Source organism: Enterococcus sp. GPZ-007, from assembly GCF_059374735.1.
In genome coordinates, this window is sequence record NZ_JCAFYN010000001.1 from 215,857 (window position 1) to 236,844 (window position 20,988).

21 protein-coding genes and 1 other annotated feature are annotated in these 20,988 nt (G+C 43.0%); of the genes, 2 read left to right on the top strand and 19 right to left on the bottom strand.

Going from position 1 to position 20,988, the window contains the following annotated elements; all coding sequences use genetic code 11:
* Positions 1-112 precede the first annotated feature (112 nt).
* Both yfmH and yfmF read right to left on the bottom strand, forming a co-directional pair.
* Positions 113-1,405, bottom strand: a complete 1,293-nt coding sequence (gene yfmH, locus AC4J95_RS01005) for an EF-P 5-aminopentanol modification-associated protein YfmH (protein ID WP_494548242.1) — start codon at positions 1,403-1,405, stop codon at positions 113-115.
* Positions 1,398-2,660 (bottom strand): EF-P 5-aminopentanol modification-associated protein YfmF, encoded by a 1,263-nt coding sequence (gene yfmF, locus AC4J95_RS01010; protein WP_494548243.1) that lies wholly within the window; start codon positions 2,658-2,660, stop codon positions 1,398-1,400. The genes yfmH and yfmF overlap by 8 nt, the downstream gene beginning before the upstream one ends.
* A gap of 267 nt (positions 2,661-2,927) precedes the next feature.
* Between yfmF and mscL the strand changes: the two genes are divergently transcribed.
* Positions 2,928-3,359 carry a large conductance mechanosensitive channel protein MscL gene (mscL, locus tag AC4J95_RS01015; protein WP_316405490.1) on the top strand — a complete coding sequence of 144 codons (432 nt, stop codon included), beginning with the start codon at positions 2,928-2,930 and terminating at the stop codon, positions 3,357-3,359.
* A gap of 94 nt (positions 3,360-3,453) precedes the next feature.
* Here the strand turns inward: mscL and AC4J95_RS01020 are convergent, their stop codons facing one another.
* The 15 genes from AC4J95_RS01020 to AC4J95_RS01090 form a co-directional block, all read right to left on the bottom strand.
* Positions 3,454-3,699 (bottom strand): Veg family protein, encoded by a 246-nt coding sequence (locus AC4J95_RS01020; RefSeq protein ID WP_316405491.1) that lies wholly within the window; start codon positions 3,697-3,699, stop codon positions 3,454-3,456.
* A gap of 119 nt (positions 3,700-3,818) precedes the next feature.
* Entirely contained in the window at positions 3,819-4,367 is a 549-nt protein-coding gene (locus AC4J95_RS01025; RefSeq protein WP_494548244.1) for a sigma-70 family RNA polymerase sigma factor, read from the bottom strand.
* Between the two features lie 70 nt (positions 4,368-4,437).
* Positions 4,438-4,965 (bottom strand): NYN domain-containing protein, encoded by a 528-nt coding sequence (locus AC4J95_RS01030; protein WP_494548245.1) that lies wholly within the window; start codon positions 4,963-4,965, stop codon positions 4,438-4,440.
* Entirely contained in the window at positions 4,965-5,801 is an 837-nt protein-coding gene (gene rlmB / locus AC4J95_RS01035) for a 23S rRNA (guanosine(2251)-2'-O)-methyltransferase RlmB (protein ID WP_494548246.1), read from the bottom strand. The genes AC4J95_RS01030 and rlmB overlap by 1 nt, the downstream gene beginning before the upstream one ends.
* Complete coding sequence (locus AC4J95_RS01040; protein WP_316405495.1) at positions 5,791-6,189, bottom strand: Mini-ribonuclease 3; 399 nt, start codon at positions 6,187-6,189, stop codon at positions 5,791-5,793. Before AC4J95_RS01040 ends, rlmB begins: the two co-directional genes overlap by 11 nt.
* Entirely contained in the window at positions 6,189-7,598 is a 1,410-nt protein-coding gene (gene cysS / locus AC4J95_RS01045) for a cysteine--tRNA ligase (RefSeq protein ID WP_494548247.1), read from the bottom strand. The genes AC4J95_RS01040 and cysS overlap by 1 nt, the downstream gene beginning before the upstream one ends.
* Positions 7,591-8,124: a serine O-acetyltransferase EpsC gene (epsC, locus tag AC4J95_RS01050; RefSeq protein ID WP_494548248.1), complete on the bottom strand. Its 534-nt coding sequence runs from the start codon at positions 8,122-8,124 to the stop codon at positions 7,591-7,593. Before epsC ends, cysS begins: the two co-directional genes overlap by 8 nt.
* Before the next feature lie 289 nt (positions 8,125-8,413).
* Positions 8,414-8,614 (bottom strand) — a binding site (T-box leader).
* Positions 8,611-10,068 carry a glutamate--tRNA ligase gene (gene gltX / locus AC4J95_RS01055; RefSeq protein ID WP_316405498.1) on the bottom strand — a complete coding sequence of 486 codons (1,458 nt, stop codon included), beginning with the start codon at positions 10,066-10,068 and terminating at the stop codon, positions 8,611-8,613. Its footprint overlaps the feature before it by 4 nt.
* Positions 10,069-10,167: 99 nt before the next feature.
* Positions 10,168-11,322, bottom strand: a complete 1,155-nt coding sequence (locus AC4J95_RS01060; RefSeq protein ID WP_316405499.1) for a PIN/TRAM domain-containing protein — start codon at positions 11,320-11,322, stop codon at positions 10,168-10,170.
* A 91-nt stretch (positions 11,323-11,413) separates the two neighbouring features.
* Positions 11,414-12,787 carry a DNA repair protein RadA gene (radA, locus tag AC4J95_RS01065; RefSeq protein WP_316405500.1) on the bottom strand — a complete coding sequence of 458 codons (1,374 nt, stop codon included), beginning with the start codon at positions 12,785-12,787 and terminating at the stop codon, positions 11,414-11,416.
* A gap of 30 nt (positions 12,788-12,817) precedes the next feature.
* Positions 12,818-13,324, bottom strand: a complete 507-nt coding sequence (locus tag AC4J95_RS01070) for a dCTP deaminase/dUTPase family protein (RefSeq protein ID WP_494548249.1) — start codon at positions 13,322-13,324, stop codon at positions 12,818-12,820.
* Between the two features lie 180 nt (positions 13,325-13,504).
* On the bottom strand, positions 13,505-15,304 hold the full coding sequence (locus tag AC4J95_RS01075; protein WP_494548250.1) for a glycerophosphoryl diester phosphodiesterase membrane domain-containing protein: 1,800 nt from the start codon (positions 15,302-15,304) through the stop codon (positions 13,505-13,507).
* 180 nt (positions 15,305-15,484) lie between these two features.
* Complete coding sequence (locus tag AC4J95_RS01080; protein ID WP_494548251.1) at positions 15,485-16,441, bottom strand: cation diffusion facilitator family transporter; 957 nt, start codon at positions 16,439-16,441, stop codon at positions 15,485-15,487.
* A 182-nt stretch (positions 16,442-16,623) separates the two neighbouring features.
* Positions 16,624-17,370, bottom strand: a complete 747-nt coding sequence (locus tag AC4J95_RS01085) for a TIGR03915 family putative DNA repair protein (RefSeq protein WP_494548252.1) — start codon at positions 17,368-17,370, stop codon at positions 16,624-16,626.
* A 5-nt stretch (positions 17,371-17,375) separates the two neighbouring features.
* The gene (locus AC4J95_RS01090; protein ID WP_316405763.1) at positions 17,376-18,671 is read right to left on the bottom strand and encodes a putative DNA modification/repair radical SAM protein; all 1,296 of its coding nucleotides are present in this window, start codon (positions 18,669-18,671) and stop codon (positions 17,376-17,378) included.
* Between the two features lie 149 nt (positions 18,672-18,820).
* On the opposite strand from AC4J95_RS01090, the gene AC4J95_RS01095 reads away from it, so the two are divergent.
* Positions 18,821-19,033 carry a zinc ribbon domain-containing protein gene (locus AC4J95_RS01095; RefSeq protein ID WP_316405762.1) on the top strand — a complete coding sequence of 71 codons (213 nt, stop codon included), beginning with the start codon at positions 18,821-18,823 and terminating at the stop codon, positions 19,031-19,033.
* Positions 19,034-19,070: 37 nt separating this feature from the next.
* On the opposite strand, the gene AC4J95_RS01100 is transcribed toward AC4J95_RS01095, so the two are convergent.
* Both AC4J95_RS01100 and AC4J95_RS01105 read right to left on the bottom strand, forming a co-directional pair.
* Complete coding sequence (locus AC4J95_RS01100; RefSeq protein WP_494548253.1) at positions 19,071-20,375, bottom strand: C39 family peptidase; 1,305 nt, start codon at positions 20,373-20,375, stop codon at positions 19,071-19,073.
* A gap of 208 nt (positions 20,376-20,583) precedes the next feature.
* Complete coding sequence (locus AC4J95_RS01105; RefSeq protein WP_494548254.1) at positions 20,584-20,940, bottom strand: hypothetical protein; 357 nt, start codon at positions 20,938-20,940, stop codon at positions 20,584-20,586.
* Between the last annotated feature and the right edge of the window lie 48 nt (positions 20,941-20,988).

A 20,988-nucleotide genomic window follows, 5' to 3' on the forward strand; every position in this document is an offset into this window, starting at 1 on the left:
TGGCTTTTTCTAGCCTAAAATCTCAAAAAAACTCTGCTAATCTAATCTGAGTAAGATTAGCAGACTGATTAACTGCGTAAAGCTAACTTACAATTTCCGAATCTAGAGGAACTTATTCGTCCTTTTCCATATAAAAACGAGTGAAGCCCTCTTCTTTTATAAATAGTTTCCCGGCTTCCAAAACATCAGCTAGTTCGATTCCTTGAATGATTTCCGGCATATCGAATAGGGTCCATTCCCCAAATAATGATTGCGTGAATTGATTGGCGACATATTCGAGTGAATTTAGTGATTGGAAATATTTGCCTAGCATTTTTTTCTTCAGTAAAACGAGATTTTTCTCGTTGACCTCTGGATCACTGTCGAAATGCAGCAAAATCTCCGTTAAACGATCTGCCAGTTTTTGCGGTTCTTCGCTGTCGCCACCGAAATCCGCAAAATAGAAGCTGCGATCTAGTGAAAATTCATAGCCGAAGCTATCATCCAACAGGCCTTCATTGTATAAGCGCAAATAATTCTGCGATGTGGTCCCAACAAGCATTTGGAATAGCAGGTCCATCGAAACCTTGAAGATTAGACGCTCTTTATCATCAGCTGGCAATTCAGCTAAACCTTTGACTCCAACGATAGCTTTTGGCATCGTAATCGGCATTTTTTCTTCGCTTAGCTTGATGATTTCTTCTGGTGTTTCAGTCGGAAAACGACGCTGAATCGGTTCTGGAGCTTCAAATGTTTTCGTAGCTTGATTTTCACGAATGAACTCCATTAAAGCTTCAGGCTCCAAATTTCCTACAACAAACAACGTCATGTTGCTTGGATGATAGAACGTATTGTAGCACGTATACAGATCCTCAGCCGTGATCTCAGCGATCGAATCGATCGTTCCCGCGATATCGATATGCAGCGGATGTTTCGGATACATATTTTTAAGAATCGCGAAAAACTGCTGCCAGCTTGGATCGTCCTGATACATTTGGATCTCTTGACCAATGATCCCCTGCTCTTTTTGCACAGATTCTTCGGTAAAATAAGGTTCTTGAACAAAATCCAGTAAGGTTGCCAAGTTTAATTCCAGCTGATCTGTAGTAGAAAACAGGTAGCTGGTCCGAGTGAAGCTCGTGAAGGCATTTGCCGAGGCTCCTTGTTCACCAAATTTTTGGAAAACATCCCCATCTTCTTTTTCGAACATCTTGTGTTCTAAAAAGTGGGCAATTCCGTCAGGAACTTTGATGTAGTCGGTACCACCACGAGGGACAAACTCATTGTCGATCGATCCATAATTCGTGCTGAATAGACCGTATGTCTTGTGATACCCTGCTTTCGGCAGCAAGTAGACCGTTAAGCCGTTTGGTAATACCTCTTTATATAAGGTCTCATTGATTTTTTGATATGCTAATTTATCCATTCTGCTGCCCTCCATCTAAGAAGAAGATCGCTTGCAGACGAATTTTCTTCGCGACTTTTTGGACATCTTTCGGTGTCACCGCCGCCAAGCGCCTCAGCCATTCTTCGTCTGTTAGTTTACTTTGCGGCAGCCATTGCGCCAAGTAAGTCGTCTCAATCGTATTTTGCATGCTGTCCAAGCCAAGTAAATAATGATTTTTCAACATCGCTTTGGTTTGCTGGAAAGCCAACTCTGTAAAATTGCCCGCCTGCAGCTCCAACAGCTGTTCATTAATCAAATGCAGGACCTTTTCCCGGTTATCACTATTGATCCCCGTCTGTACCTGTAAATACCCACGGAAAGTATCGAATGAACTGGAGGCATAATATGCCAAGCCCGCTTTTTCCCGTACATTCATAAAGAGTTTCGAATGGGGAAAGCCGCCGAATAAACCATTGAAAACTAACAAAGCAAAACGATCAATATCTTCATAGTAAATATCCGTGGCATAGGCAAGGTTCAACTTTCCTTGTGTCACAGTTTCCTGTACTTGCTGTTCCCGAATCACATTGTCATTGACTTGATAATAGTAGATCGCTGGGAAGCTTTCTTCGCGATCTGTAAACGGTAGCTGCTTGAATAAATCTGTCATTTCAGCTTCTTCTACATCCCCGATCACAAACAGGTCGACTTGATCTTGTGTAATCATCTCGTGATAATAAGCTGCCAGCCCTTCATTTGTCTCACCTTCCAAATCTGCAACCGTCCCAAAGCTTGGGAATTTTTGCGCTTCGTCCGTGAAATAAGTCTCTTTGATCTTTAAGGAAGCCATCGTCTGCTTGTCCTCATGCAAAGTCTCGATATAGCTTTGCAGATTTTCTTTTTCCAATTGGAACGTCTGTTCATCAAATTTTCCATCGTGGATATTTGGATAGAATAACACTTCCCTCAAAAAATCCATTGCTGAAGGTAAAAGGGTCGGATCATTCACATATTTTCCATTAACGACGCCAAGACCGATGTCCAGCCAATGCAGGTTTCCTTTGCGTCCAACATTTAGACCAAAGCTGGCACCATAAAGCTCCGCCAATTGTCCACTTAATTTGGTCTGGTCGGAATAGCGTAAAGAATTGGTCTCCAACAGGTTCGCCAAAAGGGCTCGTTTAGTCATAATTTCTTTGGTTAAACGGGTGGTAAATCGCCCGTAGATTTGAATCGTTTTGTATTTCTTGGTCGCGATCACGTGCAGACGCACGCCTTTTTTTAATTCGATCATCGCTAAGCTCCTTTGTCTTATCATTAAGGCTAATTATAGCACAGGCACTGCCTAAGGACTGGAATCAACCTTAGCCCACAGTTTGTTTTATTTCAAATTTTTTTCTTCTTTCGCTATACTGAAATTAGAGGTAGCTTAGAGAATGCCAGCTCTGCTCGTTTGACTTAATCTGTGAGTAGAAACAGTTAGTAGCTTGGCATACGAATTGAGCATCGAACGATTTTTTTCTGGAGAAAAAATTAATACATTAATATGAGGAGTGTCATTATGATTAAAGAATTTAAGGAATTTCTAATGCGGGGCAATGTCCTCGATCTTGCTGTTGGTGTAGTAATCGGTTCTGCATTTACTGCGATTGTAACGAATGTAGTAAATGGACTGATCACTCCTCTTGTAGGTCTGATCGTTTCATTATTCACTAATGGAAAAGATTTGAACGAAGCGATGTCGATCTTAGACTGGAGCCCTGTAAAAGGTGTAACCTTTGCTTTTGGCGATGTCGTCAGTGCATTGATCACCTTTGTTATTACAGGTTTCGTCCTGTTCTTGATTGTTAAAGCAGCCAACAAAGCAAAAAAAGCAAAACCAGAAGAGGAAGCTGCTGTACCAGAGATGGCTGTACCAACAGCTGAAGATTATTTAGCTGACATTCGCGATCTTTTGATCGAGCAAAACAAGATCAAACATGAAGACAACTAGTTTATATCCGTTACTTTTTTAAGCAAAAGCGCGACAAACTACAAAAAGCCTAACAGGTAAAAATAAAAACCATGGAGCAAATGCTCCATGGTTTTTAAATTGCTTCTGATAAAAATTCGATCTCTACTGTGCGAGTCAATACATCGGAATAGCTGTATGAAACACGTTCGAAAGAATTTTCTTCTGGGTCCAAATCAACGACGAATACGGAAGGATAAGTCTCGGTAAGAATACCTTTACGTTGCGTTTGGCGCTTGCGTCCCGTCTGAGCTACAAGCATGATTGGAGCACCAATCCGGTCTTCCAAGTTTTTCTTGATAGACGCTAAAGTTGTTGGCATACAGTTCACCTCAAGATATATTATAGCACAAAACTAAAACTTTTCAATGTTATCATAAGATAAAAAAAAATGCAAACTCTTACTCGCTAAAATGACCGGAAGTGCAGAAAATTGTGTGTTCAATTAGATATTTTTTTCTTTATTTTATTTTTGGCGCGATTTAATGCGTTATTGATCGCCTTTTCTGTTTCATCCAAGTGTTCCGCGATCATAAAGGGATCCTCCCCCTGTAAATAGTAATACAATGAGCGATTTTCTAACGAAGAAAATGGAATCTCACCTGCCAACAGTAGCTCGCTAATATATAAGTTTTCATCCATATACTCATGGTATTGGCACTGTTCGCTGAAGGCTTCGACACCGACCTTTTCAATTGAGACAGCTTGTTGTTGAGCCCAACGTTTTTTTGCTTTCTGGCGACGTAAAATAGAACGAATGCGATTCTCAAAAACCATCTTGTAATATAAACCAAACGTCGTCCCATGCCCCTTACGGTAACTTTTTAGTGCACTGTCCAGAGCGATCCGACCCTCTTGCAGCCAATCATCAAAATCAAAATCACGAATCGAGTAACGAGAATACATGTTGTAAACTATGGGTAAATATTGACTAAACATTTCTTCAAAATCAGAACCATCAATTTCTTTCATACGCGTTACATCTTCCAAATTAAACACCCCTCTCAACACCTAAAAGCATACACGCTTTGTTAGGAAGAGAGGGATGTCGACAGTCGATTTATTTTTTTTGGCTTAATTCGTCCAGTTTTTGCGACAATTTTTGCAATTGTTCATTATTCCAGGGAGAATTGCGTCGAAAATTTTGAAAATGCGTATCTTTTGTATCCCCTGAAATTAATGCTTCGGTTTGCTGGACGGTTTTATACAACTCGCGCGCGGATGTTCGCAGCGCTCCTTGGGAAAAAATCGTCCATTGTTCAGCCAAATCGCTAGTTGCTACAGTTACTTGGGTCAGACGGTCATTCAATTCGCCAGCGATCCGCTCAATATAGCTATCGGCCGTTTCATCTTCTTTAGTAAAGACGACTGTCAGCTGGTATTTCTGATAGCTTTGAGTGATTCCTGGAACAAATTGTGCATCAAATACAACGATCGTTTCTAATCCTTGGTACTTAGCGAAGTTCGACAAGCGAAATAGCAGAGCTTCCCGTGCTTCTTCTAGACGATCCTGATTTTTCAGTAACGTTAATTCAGGCCACGCGCCGATCATATTATATCCATCAACGATCAATAGCTGTTTTTTCATTACGAATCACTTCGCTTTCGGAAGACTTCGTACATTAATAAGCCAGCTGCAACTCCTGCATTCAGACTTTGGACATGTCCTGTCATAGGGATCGTCAACATCTCATCGACTTCCTTTTTCAAGCCGACACTCATCCCTTTCCCCTCATTGCCAATAATCAACGCAATTGGACCAGAGACCTTCCACTGACGATAATCAGTTCCTGCCATATCCGTTCCAAAGATCCAATAGCCAGCCTCTTTTAGCTGCTTGATGCTCTGAGCCAAGTTCGTCACTCGGGCGATTGGTACATATTCCACAGCACCTGTTGAAGCTTTCGTTACGACGGGTGTGATGCCGACTGACCGATGCTTTGGAATAATCACTCCTGATACACCACTGGCATCCGCTGTCCGTAAGATCGATCCAAAATTATGAGGATCTTCCAAGCTGTCTAAAATCAGTAAAAATGGGGCTTCTTCTGATGTCGTTTTTGCCATTAAGTCATCTAAAGTCAAGTACTCATAAGGTGTGATCCCTAGAACGATCCCTTGATGAACACCACCGTCGCTCAATGTATCCAGTTTTTGTTTGGGAACCCATTTGACAGGAACTGCTTGTTCCTTAGCCAAGCTTTTCAGCTGATCGATCTTGTCACCATGAGCGTCCTCTTGCATGAATAACTTATTTCCTCGGCCAGCCTGAAGCGCTTCGACGCTGGCATGATGCCCGAAGACAAAATTGTTTTCTTCTGATTCAATTGCTTCAATTTCTTTTTCTTTACGGCGGTCTTTAGATCGATCGTTGTTCCGCTGATTCCGTCGATCATTGCCTCGACGCTGTTTCTTATCCTTCATTCATTTCACCCGCTTTCTCTAAACACCACATGATCAATTCTTCCAATCGCTCTTGTCGTTCCAATAAATGCAGATACCCCATCAATGCTTCGAATCCAGTCGACATACGATAGGTCATGATGTCGGTATTTTTGGCTGAGGTATAGCTTTTGGCATTACGTCCTCGCCGATAGATACCTTCTTCTTCTTCTGACAGCATACCATCATCGATCATTTTTTGGATCAGCGTTGCTTGAGCCTTGGCAGAAACATAATGGGTCGCCATGTGATGTAGTTTATTTGGGCGCGTTTGCCCTTGACGAACAAGATAATCCCGCACGTACGTTTCATAGATTGCGTCGCCTACATAAGCGAGAGCCAACGCGTTTAATTGTTTATAATCTGCCATTATGCTCGTCTCCAACGGACGCCTTGCGGGGTGTCTTCTAAAATGATTCCTTGTTCTTTTAATTGGTCACGGATCTCATCGCTGCGGGCAAAGTTTTTATCTTTCCGTGCTTGATTGCGTTCTTCGATTAATTGGTCGATTTCTTCATCTAATAAGCCAGCTGTTTGGAATTCAATCCCAAAAACGTTCAGCATCTTCGTAAATTCTTCTAATGCAGAAGCGATAACTACTGTCGAAACTTTTTCTTGTTCGCTATAGCTATTCAGCCATTTCGCCAATTCATAAACAACCGTGATCCCGTTTGCCGCATTAAAGTCGTCGTCCATCTCTTCGATAAAACGATCCTTCAGTGCCTGTATTTCAACGATTTTTTCTTGATCATCGGCTAGTTCAGCCTCAGCCGTTGTTTGGCGGAAGGTCGTATTTTCAAAGGCTGTACGTAGTTTTTGTAGATTGGCTTGAGCATCTTTCATAGTCGCTTCGCTGTAACGGATTGGGCGACGGTATTGAGTAGTTGCCATAAAGAAACGCAAAATTTGCGGATCAATCTCTTTAACCATATCGTGCACCGTTACAAAGTTTCCTAGCGACTTACTCATTTTCGCGTCATCTTCACCGATCGTAACATAGCCGTTATGCATCCAATAGTTCGCAAAACGCTGACCAGTTTTCGCTTCACTTTGGGCAATCTCGTTTTCATGATGAGGAAACTCCAAGTCTTGTCCACCACCATGAATATCAATGGTGTCGCCTAAATGTTTCGTTGCCATGACTGAGCACTCGATATGCCAGCCTGGACGTCCTTTGCCCCAAGGAGACTCCCAAAATATTTCATCGGGCTTCGCGCTTTTCCATAATGCAAAATCCAAGGGGTCTTCCTTAATCGCCTGCTCTGCACCCGTTCTTTGACTAGCACCTACTTCTAGTTCATCGATCGACTGATCACTTAGCTCCCCATAATGTTCAAACTTCCGGGTGCGATAATAGACATCGCCTTCTGCTTCATAGGCATAGCCTTTTTCAATCAATGTCTCAATAAAGCTTAAGATATCTGGAATATGATTGATTACTCGCGGATGCAGCGTCGCCGGCTTCACATTCAATGCCGCAGTATCTTCTTCAAAGGCTGCGATAAAACGATCCGCTACTTCTGGCGCTGTAATTGATAACTCCTTCGCCGCTTTGATGATTTTGTCATCAACGTCAGTAAAGTTCGAGACATAATTCACCTCGTAACCGCGGTATTCAAAATAACGGCGGATCACATCAAATGCGATCGTACTGCGGGCGTTGCCGATATGGATATAATTGTAAACCGTTGGTCCGCAGACATACATTCGGACTTTGTTCTCTTCAATTGGTTTGAATATCTCTTTTTCTCGTGTCAGTGTGTTGTGTATTTTAATCATGTTGAACCTTCTTTCCATGTAATCTTGCTACTTTTGCTGGTACACCAACAGCAGTCGCGTCGGCCGGGATATCCTTTAATACTACCGCACCTGCGCCGATTTTACTTCCTGCGCCGATTTCAATTGGTCCTAAGATCTGCGCATTCGCCGAAATAAAGGCACCTTGACGTACCGTTGGATGTCGTTTTCCAGTGTCCTTTCCCGTTCCGCCTAGCGTCACCCCATGAAACAAAACAACATCTCGCTCCACTTCTGCCGTTTCACCAATCACGACACCCATTCCGTGATCGATAAAAACACCAGGAGCGATTTTGGCTCCGGGATGAATCTCAATACCCGTTAAAAATCGCCAAAATTGCGAATGAATCCGTGCCAACAAAAACCAGTGGTGCCGATAAAGAAAATGTGAGATTCTATGGAAAAATAATGCATGCACACCTGGATATGTAAGTACGACTTCTACGCCTGTCCTAACTGCCGGATCATTTCTCTTCGCTGCTGCGATTGCTTCTTGCCACCATCCCATTTACTTCAACCCCTTTTTATTTTTTACGCATAATACCATCTGCGCTAGTTCTAATGAAAAATTTTCATTTTCTGTTTTTAAGTTATCTCTTGTTTAAGGAATTTATTTTTCGTGCATGTACGATTCCGTTAACTTACCGAAGTAAAAAGTGTAACTGACAGCTAACTCATATTGATGATGTCATTTTTCAAAAAACAAAAAATGACTTTATTTTCGCTGCGCATATCATTTTTCTAATCACGCTAAAGCGTGAAGAAAAACTGACAAAAAAAGCGTCTTTTGAGTTTCCTCAAAAGACGCTTGAACGTGGTCCCACTTTTGTTTGCAGAATATCTGCCTCAAAACAGGTAACGTCTGTGAACCGTTCTTGGCTACGTATCGCCAAGACCACTCGGAGATGCATTTCGTAGGTATTGATTTGACTGCTTCCACCACCCGCAGTCTCTCTGAAAAATCGCCAGCTACTACTTCTTCTCTTCTATGTGTTTACATTACTTGAGCTAAATGTGCTAAGGCTTTTTCCTTGCCTAAGATTTCAACTGTTTCTGGTAATTCTGGTCCATGAACCACACCGCTTACCGCTACACGGATCGGCATCCAAAGGTTCTTTCCTTTAATACCTGTTTCCTTTTGAACCGCCTTGATCGCCGCTAAAACACCGGCCGCATCAACTGTTTCCATTGCTTCTAGCTGTGCTTTGAAGGCATTCAATACTGTTGAAACACCTTCACCCGCTAAAACTTCCTTCGCTGCGTCGTCTAACTCAAGCTGATCTTGGAAGAATAAGCTGGATACTTCAGTAATTTCCGCTGCATAGCTCATTTGCGGTTGGTACAGGCTGACCACCCGTTTTACCCAAGCTTTACGTTCAGGTGTTGGATTTTCTTCGACTTTACCAGCCTTGATTAAATAAGGCAAGCACAAGTCTGTTAATTTATCCAAATCCATCGCTTTGATATAGTGATTATTGACCCATTCTAGTTTTTTCGGATCAAACGCTGCTGGTGATTTGCTCAAACGGTTTGTATCGAATATCTTGATCAATTCATCTTGCGGGAAGATCTCGTCTTCGCCGACTGGAGACCAGCCAAGCAAGGCGATAAAGTTAAACATCGCTTCAGGTAAATACCCTAGTTCGCGATATTGTTCGATGAATTGCAGAATACTTTCATCACGTTTACTTAATTTTTTCCCAGTCTCAGTGTTAATAATCAAGGTCATATGGCCAAACGTTGGACGCGGCCAACCAAAAGCATCATAAATCATCAACTGTTTTGGCGTATTCGCGATATGATCATCGCCCCGCAATACGTGCGTAATCTTCATCAGATGGTCATCCACCGCTACGGCAAAGTTATAAGTCGGCATACCATCACGTTTTTGAATGATAAAATCACCGCCGACATTGTCCGATTCAAAGCTGATTTCACCTTTGACCATGTCATCAAAAGCAAAGCTAGTATTACGAGGAACGCGGAAGCGAATAACCGGCTCTAACCCTTGTGCTTCTTTTTCCGCCTGCTCTTCTGGAGTCAAATTCGCGCACTTGCCGCCGTAATGAGGCATCTCGCCGCGAGCACGTTGTGCTTCCCGTTCAGCTTCTAATTCTTCAGAAGTACAGTAGCATTTATACGCTAAGTTGCTCATCAACAATTGATCGATCAACGGTTGATAAACATCGCGTCGTTCTGATTGACGGTAAGGACCGTATTTCCCAGGATTTTCTGGTGATTCATCCCAGTCAATGCCTAGCCAAGCTAAATTTTCTAACTGGCTTTTTTCGCCGCCTTCGATGTTTCTTTTTAAATCAGTGTCCTCGATCCGGATGATGAAGTCTCCATCATGGTGGCGAGCAAATAGATAATTGAACAAAGCAGTTCGGGCGTTTCCGATGTGTAAGTGTCCAGTTGGACTTGGTGCATAGCGCACACGAATTTTCGACATATATTAGTTCCTCTTTCCCGCTTATTTAGCAAATTAAAAAACCATTTGCTACTCAACCTAAATTGTACAATCAATCCACTGTTTAGTAAAGCTGCAGTGTTATTTTCCCGCTTTGCCGTTGCTGTAGTCTAATTTTTTCTCGGGTGAATCATCCTTGATGTTGCGGCTTGAATGAGCAGGTTTAGCAAATATCATGCGACCCGCCGCCGTTTGCAAGGCACTCGTTACAACTACTTCGATGTGTTCGTTCATATAATGCTGACCGTCCTCAACGACCACCATGGTGCCATCGTCCAGATAAGCAACCCCCTGCTGACGTTCTGTTCCGGCTTTCACGACTAAAACATTCATATTTTCACCTGGAATCACGACTGGTTTCACCGCATTGGCTAAGGCATTGATGTTCAAGACTGCGACGTTTTGGAACTCTGAAACCTTATTCAAGTTGTAGTCATTTGTCACGATCACGCCGTCTAATAATTTAGCCAGCTTGATTAATTTACTGTCGACTTCGCTGATATCTTCAAAATCGCCATCATACATTTCCACGGCGATTCCTTCTTCTTTTTGTAAAGAATTCAAGATGTCCAACCCACGGCGGCCTCGTACGCGTTTCAAACTATCACCAGAATCGGCGATGTATTGCAGCTCATACAAGACAAAATTTGGAATCATTAAGACGCCTTCTAAAAAGCCGGTCTTAGCAATATCGTAGATACGTCCGTCAATGATGACGCTGGTATCCAAGATTTTGTATTTATGGAAGTGATCGTCCGCTTTACGCTCTAATACTTCGCCTTCATTCGTTTCGGCCTTCTTGTTACGTCCTCCGAAGAATTTCTTCAACTCGTCGATCCGCGTCGTTCCCATCCGAAAACCTAAATAACCTAACAGCAGCATGATTAAAATCGGTAATGCGCTGTTGATGAATGGAATCGGGATTTGATACAGAGGTGTCGTTCCGATCAACCCTAGGGTCAACCCTAAGATTGCACCCACCACTCCAAATAAGATATAAGTCAAGCTTAATTCATTTAATTGTTTCTCTATTTTTTTCACACCAACTGTGATTGGTTCTACGATAACCAAAGAAATAATATAAAAAATAATTGCACCAATCAGGCCATTCGTAAGTGAATTATTCAACCACAAGTTGTTCGCACTGCCAATTGCCGTCCACGCTGCTGGTAAGAAAGTGATTCCTAAACTGATCCCAACAATCAGAACGATGACTGTTAACACACGTTTTTGCATGCCATCCCTCCTAAGTTCTTTCATTTATTTTTTTAAGGTAAAAACCTTTGAATAAAGGCTGTGCCAGAAATGCTTCTGGCACTGCCGCTTATTAACGAAATACTTTTCTTAGTGTTTCTCCTAATGTCGCCACCGGAATCAATTCGATTCCTTTCGGCGGGTTCCACTCGCCCATGTTGTTCTTAGGCAGATAGATTTTTTTAAAGCCAAGCTTGCTGGCTTCTTTGATGCGCTGTTCGATACTATTGACCCGGCGAATCTCACCGGTCAAACCGATTTCACCAATAAAGCATTCGGTCGCTTCCGTGCCGTTTTCTTTATAGCTGGAAGCAATCGCTACAGCCACAGCCAAGTCAATGGCGGGTTCATTTAATTTCACGCCGCCTGCGGCTTTCAAGTAGGCATCTTGATTCTGCAGCAGCAAACCAGCTCGTTTTTCCAGAACAGCCATGATCAATGAGACACGATTGAAATCTAGTCCCGTTGTCGTTCGCTTTGCGTTGCCGAAAACGGTCGGTGTTACTAGCGCCTGAACTTCCACCAAAATTGGTCGGCTGCCTTCCATCGCTACCACGATCGCCGATCCAGTCGCACCCTCCAGCCGTTCCTCCAAGAAAACCTGAGAAGGATTGGCAACTTCGACTAAGCCTTGTTCTCGCATTTCGAAGATCCCGATCTCATTAGTGGAGCCGAAACGGTTTTTTACCGCTCGCAAAATACGGAAGCTGTGATGCTGCTCGCCTTCAAAGTACAATACGGTATCCACCATATGCTCCAGCATCCGAGGACCTGCAATATTTCCTTCTTTAGTCACGTGACCAACGATGAAAATCGCGATGCCATTGGTTTTCGCCAGCTTCAATAGTTCCGCTGTTGTTTCACGAACCTGGCTGACAGAACCTGCTACGCTGGTAATATCCGGCTGTGTCATGGTTTGGATCGAGTCGATGATCACATAATCTGGCTTAAGATTTTCAATCGTCCGGCTGATTTCTCCCATGTCTGTCTCCGCATATAGATAAAAATCCGTTTTACTGGAGCCTAAACGCTCCGCCCGCAATTTGATTTGCTGGGCACTTTCTTCACCGGAAACATACAGAACATTCCCGCCAGTAGCCGCCAATTGGTGCGATACTTGCAACAGCAAGGTAGATTTCCCAATTCCGGGATCTCCGCCAATCAATACCAGAGAACCTGGCACCACACCGCCGCCCAGCACACGGTTCAGCTCGGCTAACTCCGTTTGGATCCGTGTTTCCTTTTTAAAGACGACATCCTTCAGCTTAGTGGGGACCGCCCGTTCACCGGTAAGACTGACCCGATTCCGGCGATCTTCGGGATGATTTTGCTCAACCTCTTCCACCATTGTATTCCAATTGCCGCAGTTAGGACATCTTCCTAAATATTTCGGCGAAACATAGCCGCATTCTTGGCAGATAAATTGTGTCTTGGATTTTTTCGCCAAAGCCTTCGCCTCACTCGTTGATTTAAAATTTTATTTTTTGTCTGAAGAACCGAATCCACCAGTACGTTCAGCACCTTCTTCATCATTGTCAGCTTTAAGAAACGGCAAGAAAATCCCTTGTCCGATCCGTTCGCCTTTTTTGATATGCACATCGGTTAAACCAAAGTTGGAAAATTGAAACATAATATGCCCTTCATTATCTGGGTTATTATAGTAGTCGCTGTCGATCACGCCAACACCGTTGCTTAACGTCAAAAAACGTTTTAACGGATTGCTTGAACGATTCGCTAATTGTAAATATTCATCGTGCCCCATGTAAGACTTAATTCCAGTAGGAACCAAGACTGGCTTCACGATCTTTTCAGATACCTCTGAATTTTTAGTGAAATGCTGAATGACTTGCTTCCACACCGCTGGGATCACGATATCTTCGGCCGCTTCAAAATCATACCCCGCCGCGTTTTTCGTTGCCCGTTTCGGTAAATTGATGTTCTTATCCTGATAAGCTTCAGTCACTTCAAAACCACGTTTTCTCATTATAAACCCCTTTTTTTCTAAAAATCAGATACTTTCCACTCCGTCACTCTTCTCATACAACTTGCAAAAGAGCTGACAGCCTTTGTGAAATATATTGCTATTCTACCATAGAGCGGGCATCTGTTCGAAAATCTTTTGCGAAAACTCTATGGAAATTTAATGAATTTTTTTCGCTCTAAATCAATTCTCGCTGATTCGCTCGTCCAGTGCTGGTAGACGATTGATATACATATCGATTCGCTTCGCATAAGAAGGATTTTCTTCATATGTTTTGATCTGTTCCTGCAGTGTTTTAAGATCATCCGTTACGATCCCGTTAACATTCAACGAGACCATCCGATCCATCGAATCAGCATCGTTGACAGTCCAGGCGTAAACGTCCTTGTCTTCAAGATGAGCCCGCCGAACAAAATCGCTGGTCAAGGTCGTTTCCTCCATCGTATACGCGTTCGCCGGTGTTTGCGGGAATACTAAATTATAAGGCAAGACATAACTGACATACAACTTTGGTGCCTTTTCCTTTAGCTCAGTCACTACGTCATAGTCCAGGGAATGGATTCGATGGTGATGAGTCAAAATCGTTTGCTGATATTTTTCGATAAATCGATCGATCATTTCCTTAGAATCGGCTGAAGTCGTTTTAATTTCAATCAGTAATTTTTGCTGATGCTCATTGGCAAAAGCTAAGTAATCATCAAAACTGGCAATCGGCGCCACATGGCCATTCTCGACTGCCTGCAACTCTTGGGCTTCAGCCAAAGTCAGCTCATGGGTGGTTTTATCTCGACCTGTTAGTTTTCTGAAATTTTTATCGTGAAAAACCACAAATTGACCGTCTTTGGTTTCTTGGATATCCATCTCGATATAATCCGGTTTTTCTTTGATCGTCGCAGCCATCGCCGAAATCGTATTTTGCACCCCGTTACCATTGTCCACTCCGCGATGAGAAATAGTTAACGGAATTGAATCTTCCAGACCTGCTAAATAAAGCACATTGCTGATCAGAGTCGTTCCCCCAAGAAAGATAAAAAACACTGCGGCTGCAATCCGCGTCCAAAAGCTTGGTCGAACCAGACGCAAAGGACGTTCGCCGCTAATCATCAACGGATAAAATTTTTGAACCAAGATACTGAAGTACAAAACCGTCGCCCATGCCAGCATCAATTGACTGAACAATTGGATACTCGATAGGTTGACCATGGCGCCGATCGCAGGAAATGGTTTCGGCAATAAATCAAAGACTAGTTGCGCCCCATAGCTCACACCATAACCAACATAGGAAACTAGAGTCAAAATAACCGTCAAAACAAAGATCCGCCACGCATAATGCCAATAACGATGATGGGTCAGCTCAAGGCTTTTGGCTATCGCCTGTTTTGGCGATTCGTCTGCGAAAATCATCAGTGGCAACACAAATAGCAGACGAATTCCGATATACGACACTGCAATCGAGGCAACGACTAATAATAGAAGAAACAATCCATTTTCACTTAAATATTCCAGAATGAAAACCGGAATCGTCACTTTATTCAATAATGGTGTTCGGAAAATGGCATTGGCAAAGGGCAAAATCAGCACAAAGTAAAATAGGAAGAAAAAGAATGTTTCTGGACGCAAATGCCGCATGTGGTAAAGAGATTGCTTAAACAGCTCCCACAGAGTACGTTCTTCCTTGGTTTGAATACTTTTAATGGCAAATAATTGAAAGGTAAATTGCAGAAATACTAGGGCTAAGACTAGCGCCAAGAGTAATAACAAAGCGATCAAGACAGCGGGATGTTTCGTTAAGATGGTCAAGATGTTGGTGTTAGAAACGTAAGGGATTCCCCCTCGTTTTAGAATAAAGGCCACTAAAAACTGAACGCAGGGGATCACCAGCATTTCTAGCACGATATTCGTTCCAACGATCAAGAGAATGTAGCTGCCCCAGTGACGGAGAAACTCTCTTGAATAGGAGAAAAAGAATCGTAGTGATGACATTTTTTGATACCCCCTTTAAGTAGATTAATGGCAGCCAGCTCAATTTAATGAAGCCGATCTTTGCCCTGCATATCATTCAACTGAAAACCTAGCATGAAAAAATAGGCAAACCTATAAAACTTGCCAATGACCTTTGAAAAACTGCTCAAAGTTCATTGGCAAAGAAACCGGCACAATGATTTATGTGTCCGATTGGGTTTGGCGTTTCCGATCATAGTCTGGGTCGAACTCATCGGTTTCGATATAAATATAGGCTTTTTTATCAGGCAACGCTTTGCGGATTACCCGCTCGATCTGGTTCACCACGTCATAACTGACGCCTTCATAAGAATCCGCGATATCGATTTTCGCAGCGATCATTACTTCAGTCGGACCTAAATGGACTGTCTTGATGTCGATCACTTTTTTGACTTCTTCCCGCTTGAAGGCATCTTGGATTTTTATCAGGTCATTCTTGGACACACTTTCCCCGATGATCAGGCTGTAAAATTCCCGGGCTAAAAAGATCGACGCAAACAACAGCATCATCCCGATCAATAATCCACTCAAAGCATCAAACATCGGGTTTCCAGTCAGCATCGTCAGCAATGTTCCGATGATCGCCAAGACTAAACCAATCACTGCACAGAAATCTTCTGTAAAAATGATCAGAATTTCACTGTGGCGGCTTTCGTGTAAAAATTTAAATAATGGCAGCTTCTCTGTATTCAGTTCATGAATTTCCTTGATCGCTACCCGCAGCGAACTGCCTTCGACCAAAATACCGAAAACCAAAATACCCAATACGATCAAAGGATTCGCCACTTCATGGCTGGGATGGAAAAGCTTTTCCACCGCCTCCCAAATTCCTAACGCGCCACCACCAAAAAACAGCATCGTGGCAACGATCGTACTGAAAAAATATTTTGCCCGGCCTTCACCGAATTGATGCAATTCGCTTTGTCCGCGAGCCGCTCGGCGATCGCCAAATAATAACAAGATTTGATTGCTGCAATCCACCACACTGTGGATACTTTCATTCATCATGGCGGCACTGCCGCTAAGCATGTAACCGATAAACTTACTGACAGCTACTAGCACATTCGCTAGCAATGCCGCCAAGACCGCCATCGAGCTCTGCGTTTTTCTTTCTTCCATGTGATTCACTCGCTTCCTAATGGTTCCTATTATAAAGCAGAAAAGAAAAATCATAAAAGCAAAGCTCTTCTGGAGATCAATCCTCAATGACTATGTGGAAAACCGTTCTAGACATCTGAATCAATTTAAAAAAAGTTTTCCACTGTTGATAACTATTTTTCTAAGAATAGACCAGACCCTATCTAGGCTTTGAATTCCGTCATATTGCCGCGAAAACGTAGCGGCAGATGGTTTCGTTGCGCAACGTAGTTCGCCCGCTCATCGATGGTCACTGCCCGCAAGAAGGTTTTCCACTGTTGACGAATGTCCTGTTCATTACTTGCCTCGGCAAAGTCGGGACAGCTGGTATTTTCCATCAGATGAATCGCTCCATGATCTATAATTCCTAATAACTCATGGGTCTCATCATAGATCATGATTTTCTCCTGTGGATAACGCTCTGCAAAGTGCGGGCATAGATACGGCATCACATAATGCTTCGGATTGATTTTACTAAATAATACATCGCCAACATATTCAAACCGGACAAAGCCCGTTAGCAAATGATTCTCTCCTAGCATGGTTCGAATACTTTTCCGCAATGCTAAGATCGAAGGATGTCCCAAATGATTCTCCAGTAAATCCTTGGTCTGCAACGCGATCTCGATGGCATCCAGCAAATATCGTTCTTTGCCTTCAAGAGTTGAGTAAAAGCCATTTTGAATAAACAGAAAATTTTCCGGCCTCAACCGTTGGCGCAAGCGATGATAAATTTTTTCTCCCCGCATGGGATCAGTTGCCACCCACTCTGCTAAAAATAAACTTTCTACTGCTGTTTCTGGGGATAAAATCAGGGTGGGAAATACCTTTTCACGAAAACTGCGATCAACAATCGTCATGAAGCCGAGAAAACTGCCATCATACTCCCAATGCTCTGTTGATTCCCGCATTTGCCTCACCTACTTTTCGCATGTTCGAAACGTTCCACATCAAATAAAGACAGCTGTTCACTCGTTGATTGGGTATTGTGCTTTTTCAACACCTGATATTGTTTTGAAGAAATCAATGATGTGATCACCCATTCGGGGTCCTTGATCAGCCCTGCTGGTGTTTCATGATTGCAGGCAATAAAATACTGAGCCCGCTTGATTACGATGCCTAGTTTTTTTAAATCCGTTAAATGCAACCGATAATACTTGCGCGCTTTGACGATATTCTGCGCGCTTTTTGGACCGATTCCAGGTACTCGCAGCAATTGATCATAGGGCGCAGTCTGCACATCGACGGGGAAGCGTTGATAATTTTGAACTGCCCAATTGGCTTTTGGATCGAGATAAAGATTAAAATTCGGTTTGTCCTCCGACAAGATCTCATCAGCAGTGAATTTGTAAAAGCGCAGCAGCCAATCCGCCTGATACAAGCGATGCTCCCGCAATAGCGGCGGTTCAGTCGTTACCGCTGGCAGCAGATTATCCTGATTGACGGGGATATAGGCTGAATAGTACACCCGCTTCAACTGATACTTCTGATATAGATTCTCCGAAATCTTGACGATCGAACGATCACTCTCAGGACTGGCTCCGATAATCATCTGGGTTGACTGCCCAGCTGGCACGAAACTTGGTCCGCGCCGAACTGCTGGTAAAAATTCCTGTTCTTTTTTTACCGTCGTGATTTGCTTCATGGGTTTGTATAAGTCAAACGGATCTTTATCCGGAGCCAGCAGTTTCAGACTTTCGCGGGAAGGCAGCTCGACATTGACACTCATTCGATCCGCCAGAAATCCCAATTCCTCGATCAATTTTTCATCCGCACCGGGAATCGCCTTGACGTGGATATAGCCGCGAAAGCCTTTTTCCTCGCGCAAAATTTTCAAGGTCTTGATCAAGAGCTCGCACGTGTAGTCCGCACTTTTAATAATTGCCGAGCTCAAGAATAGACCTTCGATATAATTACGCATATAGAAATCCATGGTTAAATTTGCCACTTCCTGCGGCGTGAAAGTCGCTCGGGGAATCGCATTTGATTTGCGATTAAGGCAGTAGTGACAATCAAAGATACATGCATTGGTAAATAATAGCTTTAACAAGGACACGCACCGTCCATCTGGTGTGAAAGAATGGCAGATTCCTGAAACCGCCGTACTACCAACTGTTCCCGATCGTGTATTGTTTTCAACACCGCTGCTGGAGCAAGAGACATCATATTTCGCAGATTCTGCTAAAATTTCTATTTTTCTTTCCAGCTCCATCGAAACCATCCTTCCTATACGAACGTACGTTCTTATTTAACCAGAATAATTGGCGCTTGTCAAAAATTTTCTTGATAGATACTCCTAAAGACGGATGAAGCCGGCGATAGATTTGCTATAATTTAATACATAAAAGGAGTGTGAAAGAGATGGAAAGGAAGCAATATGTTTGTGATAAGTGCGGGTGTCAGCACTATACCTCTGACCAGTTCCAAGCAACTGGCGGAAACTTTTCGAAGATTTTCGATGTTCAAAATAAAAAATTTGTTACAATCAGTTGTAAACAATGTGGGTTTACGGAGCTTTACCGTAGCGAAACATCAGATGGTTGGAATATCTTAGACTTCCTGATGGGAGGCTAATAAAAAAAGCGGCAGCCGCCGCTTTTTTTGCTTATTTTTATCGAACAACCACCGCATATTTTCTGGCGTTGTAAATATTTTCAAATGTCGTGCGACTTAACCAATACGAGCCGCTGATAGGATCAGAAACATGAACCTGGTTTCCGGCCTTATTGAATCCGTCTAAAGTAACCGCATGGTTATTGTTGGCAGCCACGCCAAAGCTCCAGTTCCCCCAGCGAATCGGTTGGAAATTGATGGTCACCCAAGCAACGACTGGGTTTCCGTTTTTGACTTCGTTGATTAGCGTATTCATTGAACTACCGGATATATTCTGGACATTCCCATACTTTTGTCCCCATGAAGTCAAAGGTGCTGGGTAAATCGCTGAGTAAGTATAAGCATTTTCAACGAAGGGGGAACCGACGAAGCCATTGTTTGGGTTGCCATTCGGTGATTTTGGAATTGTATTTAAGAATGAGCGTAGACTCCAGCCACCTAGCTTGCCTTTGTATTGCAGCGCTTGAAGCAATGATGCCCCCTCACAGCCGCTTGGCGCGCCAAGTGCATATTGATTATAGTTTTTTACGCCCAATAATCGGTAATCTTCATGACTTTGTTCGCCGCTGCCCACTGCATACCAAGCAATCCCTTCATCACGCCACCCAACCTTTTTCAGATGATCACGTTCAGAGGTAATTGGTGTGTAATGATGTGAACCTGCTTTGGCATTAGGGTTATATAGACGATACAACGGTGTCCCTGAGTTTGTTGAATACCAAGAGATTCCTTCATCACGCCAGCCAACTTTTTTCAGATGGTCGCGTTCACCCGCATTTAACGTGTAGTGATGATCACCGGCATTCGGGTTATATAAACGATAAACTGGATTACCGCTGGTAGGCGCTTGCCAACCGATTCCCTCATAACGCCATCCGACCGAACGCAAATGATCCCGTTCACTAGTCGTTTTAGTATAAAAATGCTCTCCACTATTCGGGTTATATAGGCGATACATCGGAACAGATGCGACAGCCGCACGAAAGGCACGAGCATTTCCTTGCATCAATTCTTCCTTCGGTGCTTGAGTCGCATTAGCTTCCGCCTGACCTTCTTTGACTGGCGGCTCTAATTCGACTACTTCTCCATTTACTATTGCCGTTTGTGGTTGAGTAGAGGGTTCTGTATTTTGAATTGTGGATGATTGCCGTACTTCGGGAGCTACCGAACTCGATACAGTGGCGCTCTCAGCAGTTTCCATATCCGAACTTTCTGTAAGTTGGACAGTGCTTTGAGTTACGTCAACTGCTTGACTGACAACAGGCAAAGTAAATCCGGAAAGCGTTGCCAAGCAAACCAACATGATCCTGTTCCTCTTATTCATTTCAACATCCCTTTCGATATTATTTGTAATAATAAGTTAATAGTTTTTATCATCACAGCCGTTATATTATACTTCTCTAATTTATTTATGTCTTTTAATCAGCTTATAAAAATAATAAAACGCCCGTTAAAAGTTCGCTGAGACCCACGAACTCTTAACGAGCGTTTCTTATTTTCTTTATTACTGCTTACTGATCGATACTCGTGTTGGACTGACCCAAGTCCCTGTACCGAAACCTAGAATCGTCTTGTTCATCGGCACAACGGAGTGTCAGGACTGCAATAATTCCCAACGAAACAAGAAACTGAAACCCTGTGTGATAATAGGCCGCTTCACTGGTACGGTCGCTCCAAACATGATAAAACTGCGAATCATTCTTTAAAAGTGTCGATGAAACCGTCCAATAGATCGGGATAAACACGGCAATCCAGCCGACAATCGTCAATAGACCAATATAAAACTTATTCCACCAATGTCCCTTTTCAAAAAAGTAATCACTAACAAAACGCTTCTCCGCCTCATGACGATTTCCTTGATCCTTCATGCGAATATCCCTTCCTGAAACTCTTTTCCATCATTATGCCTCTGTTTT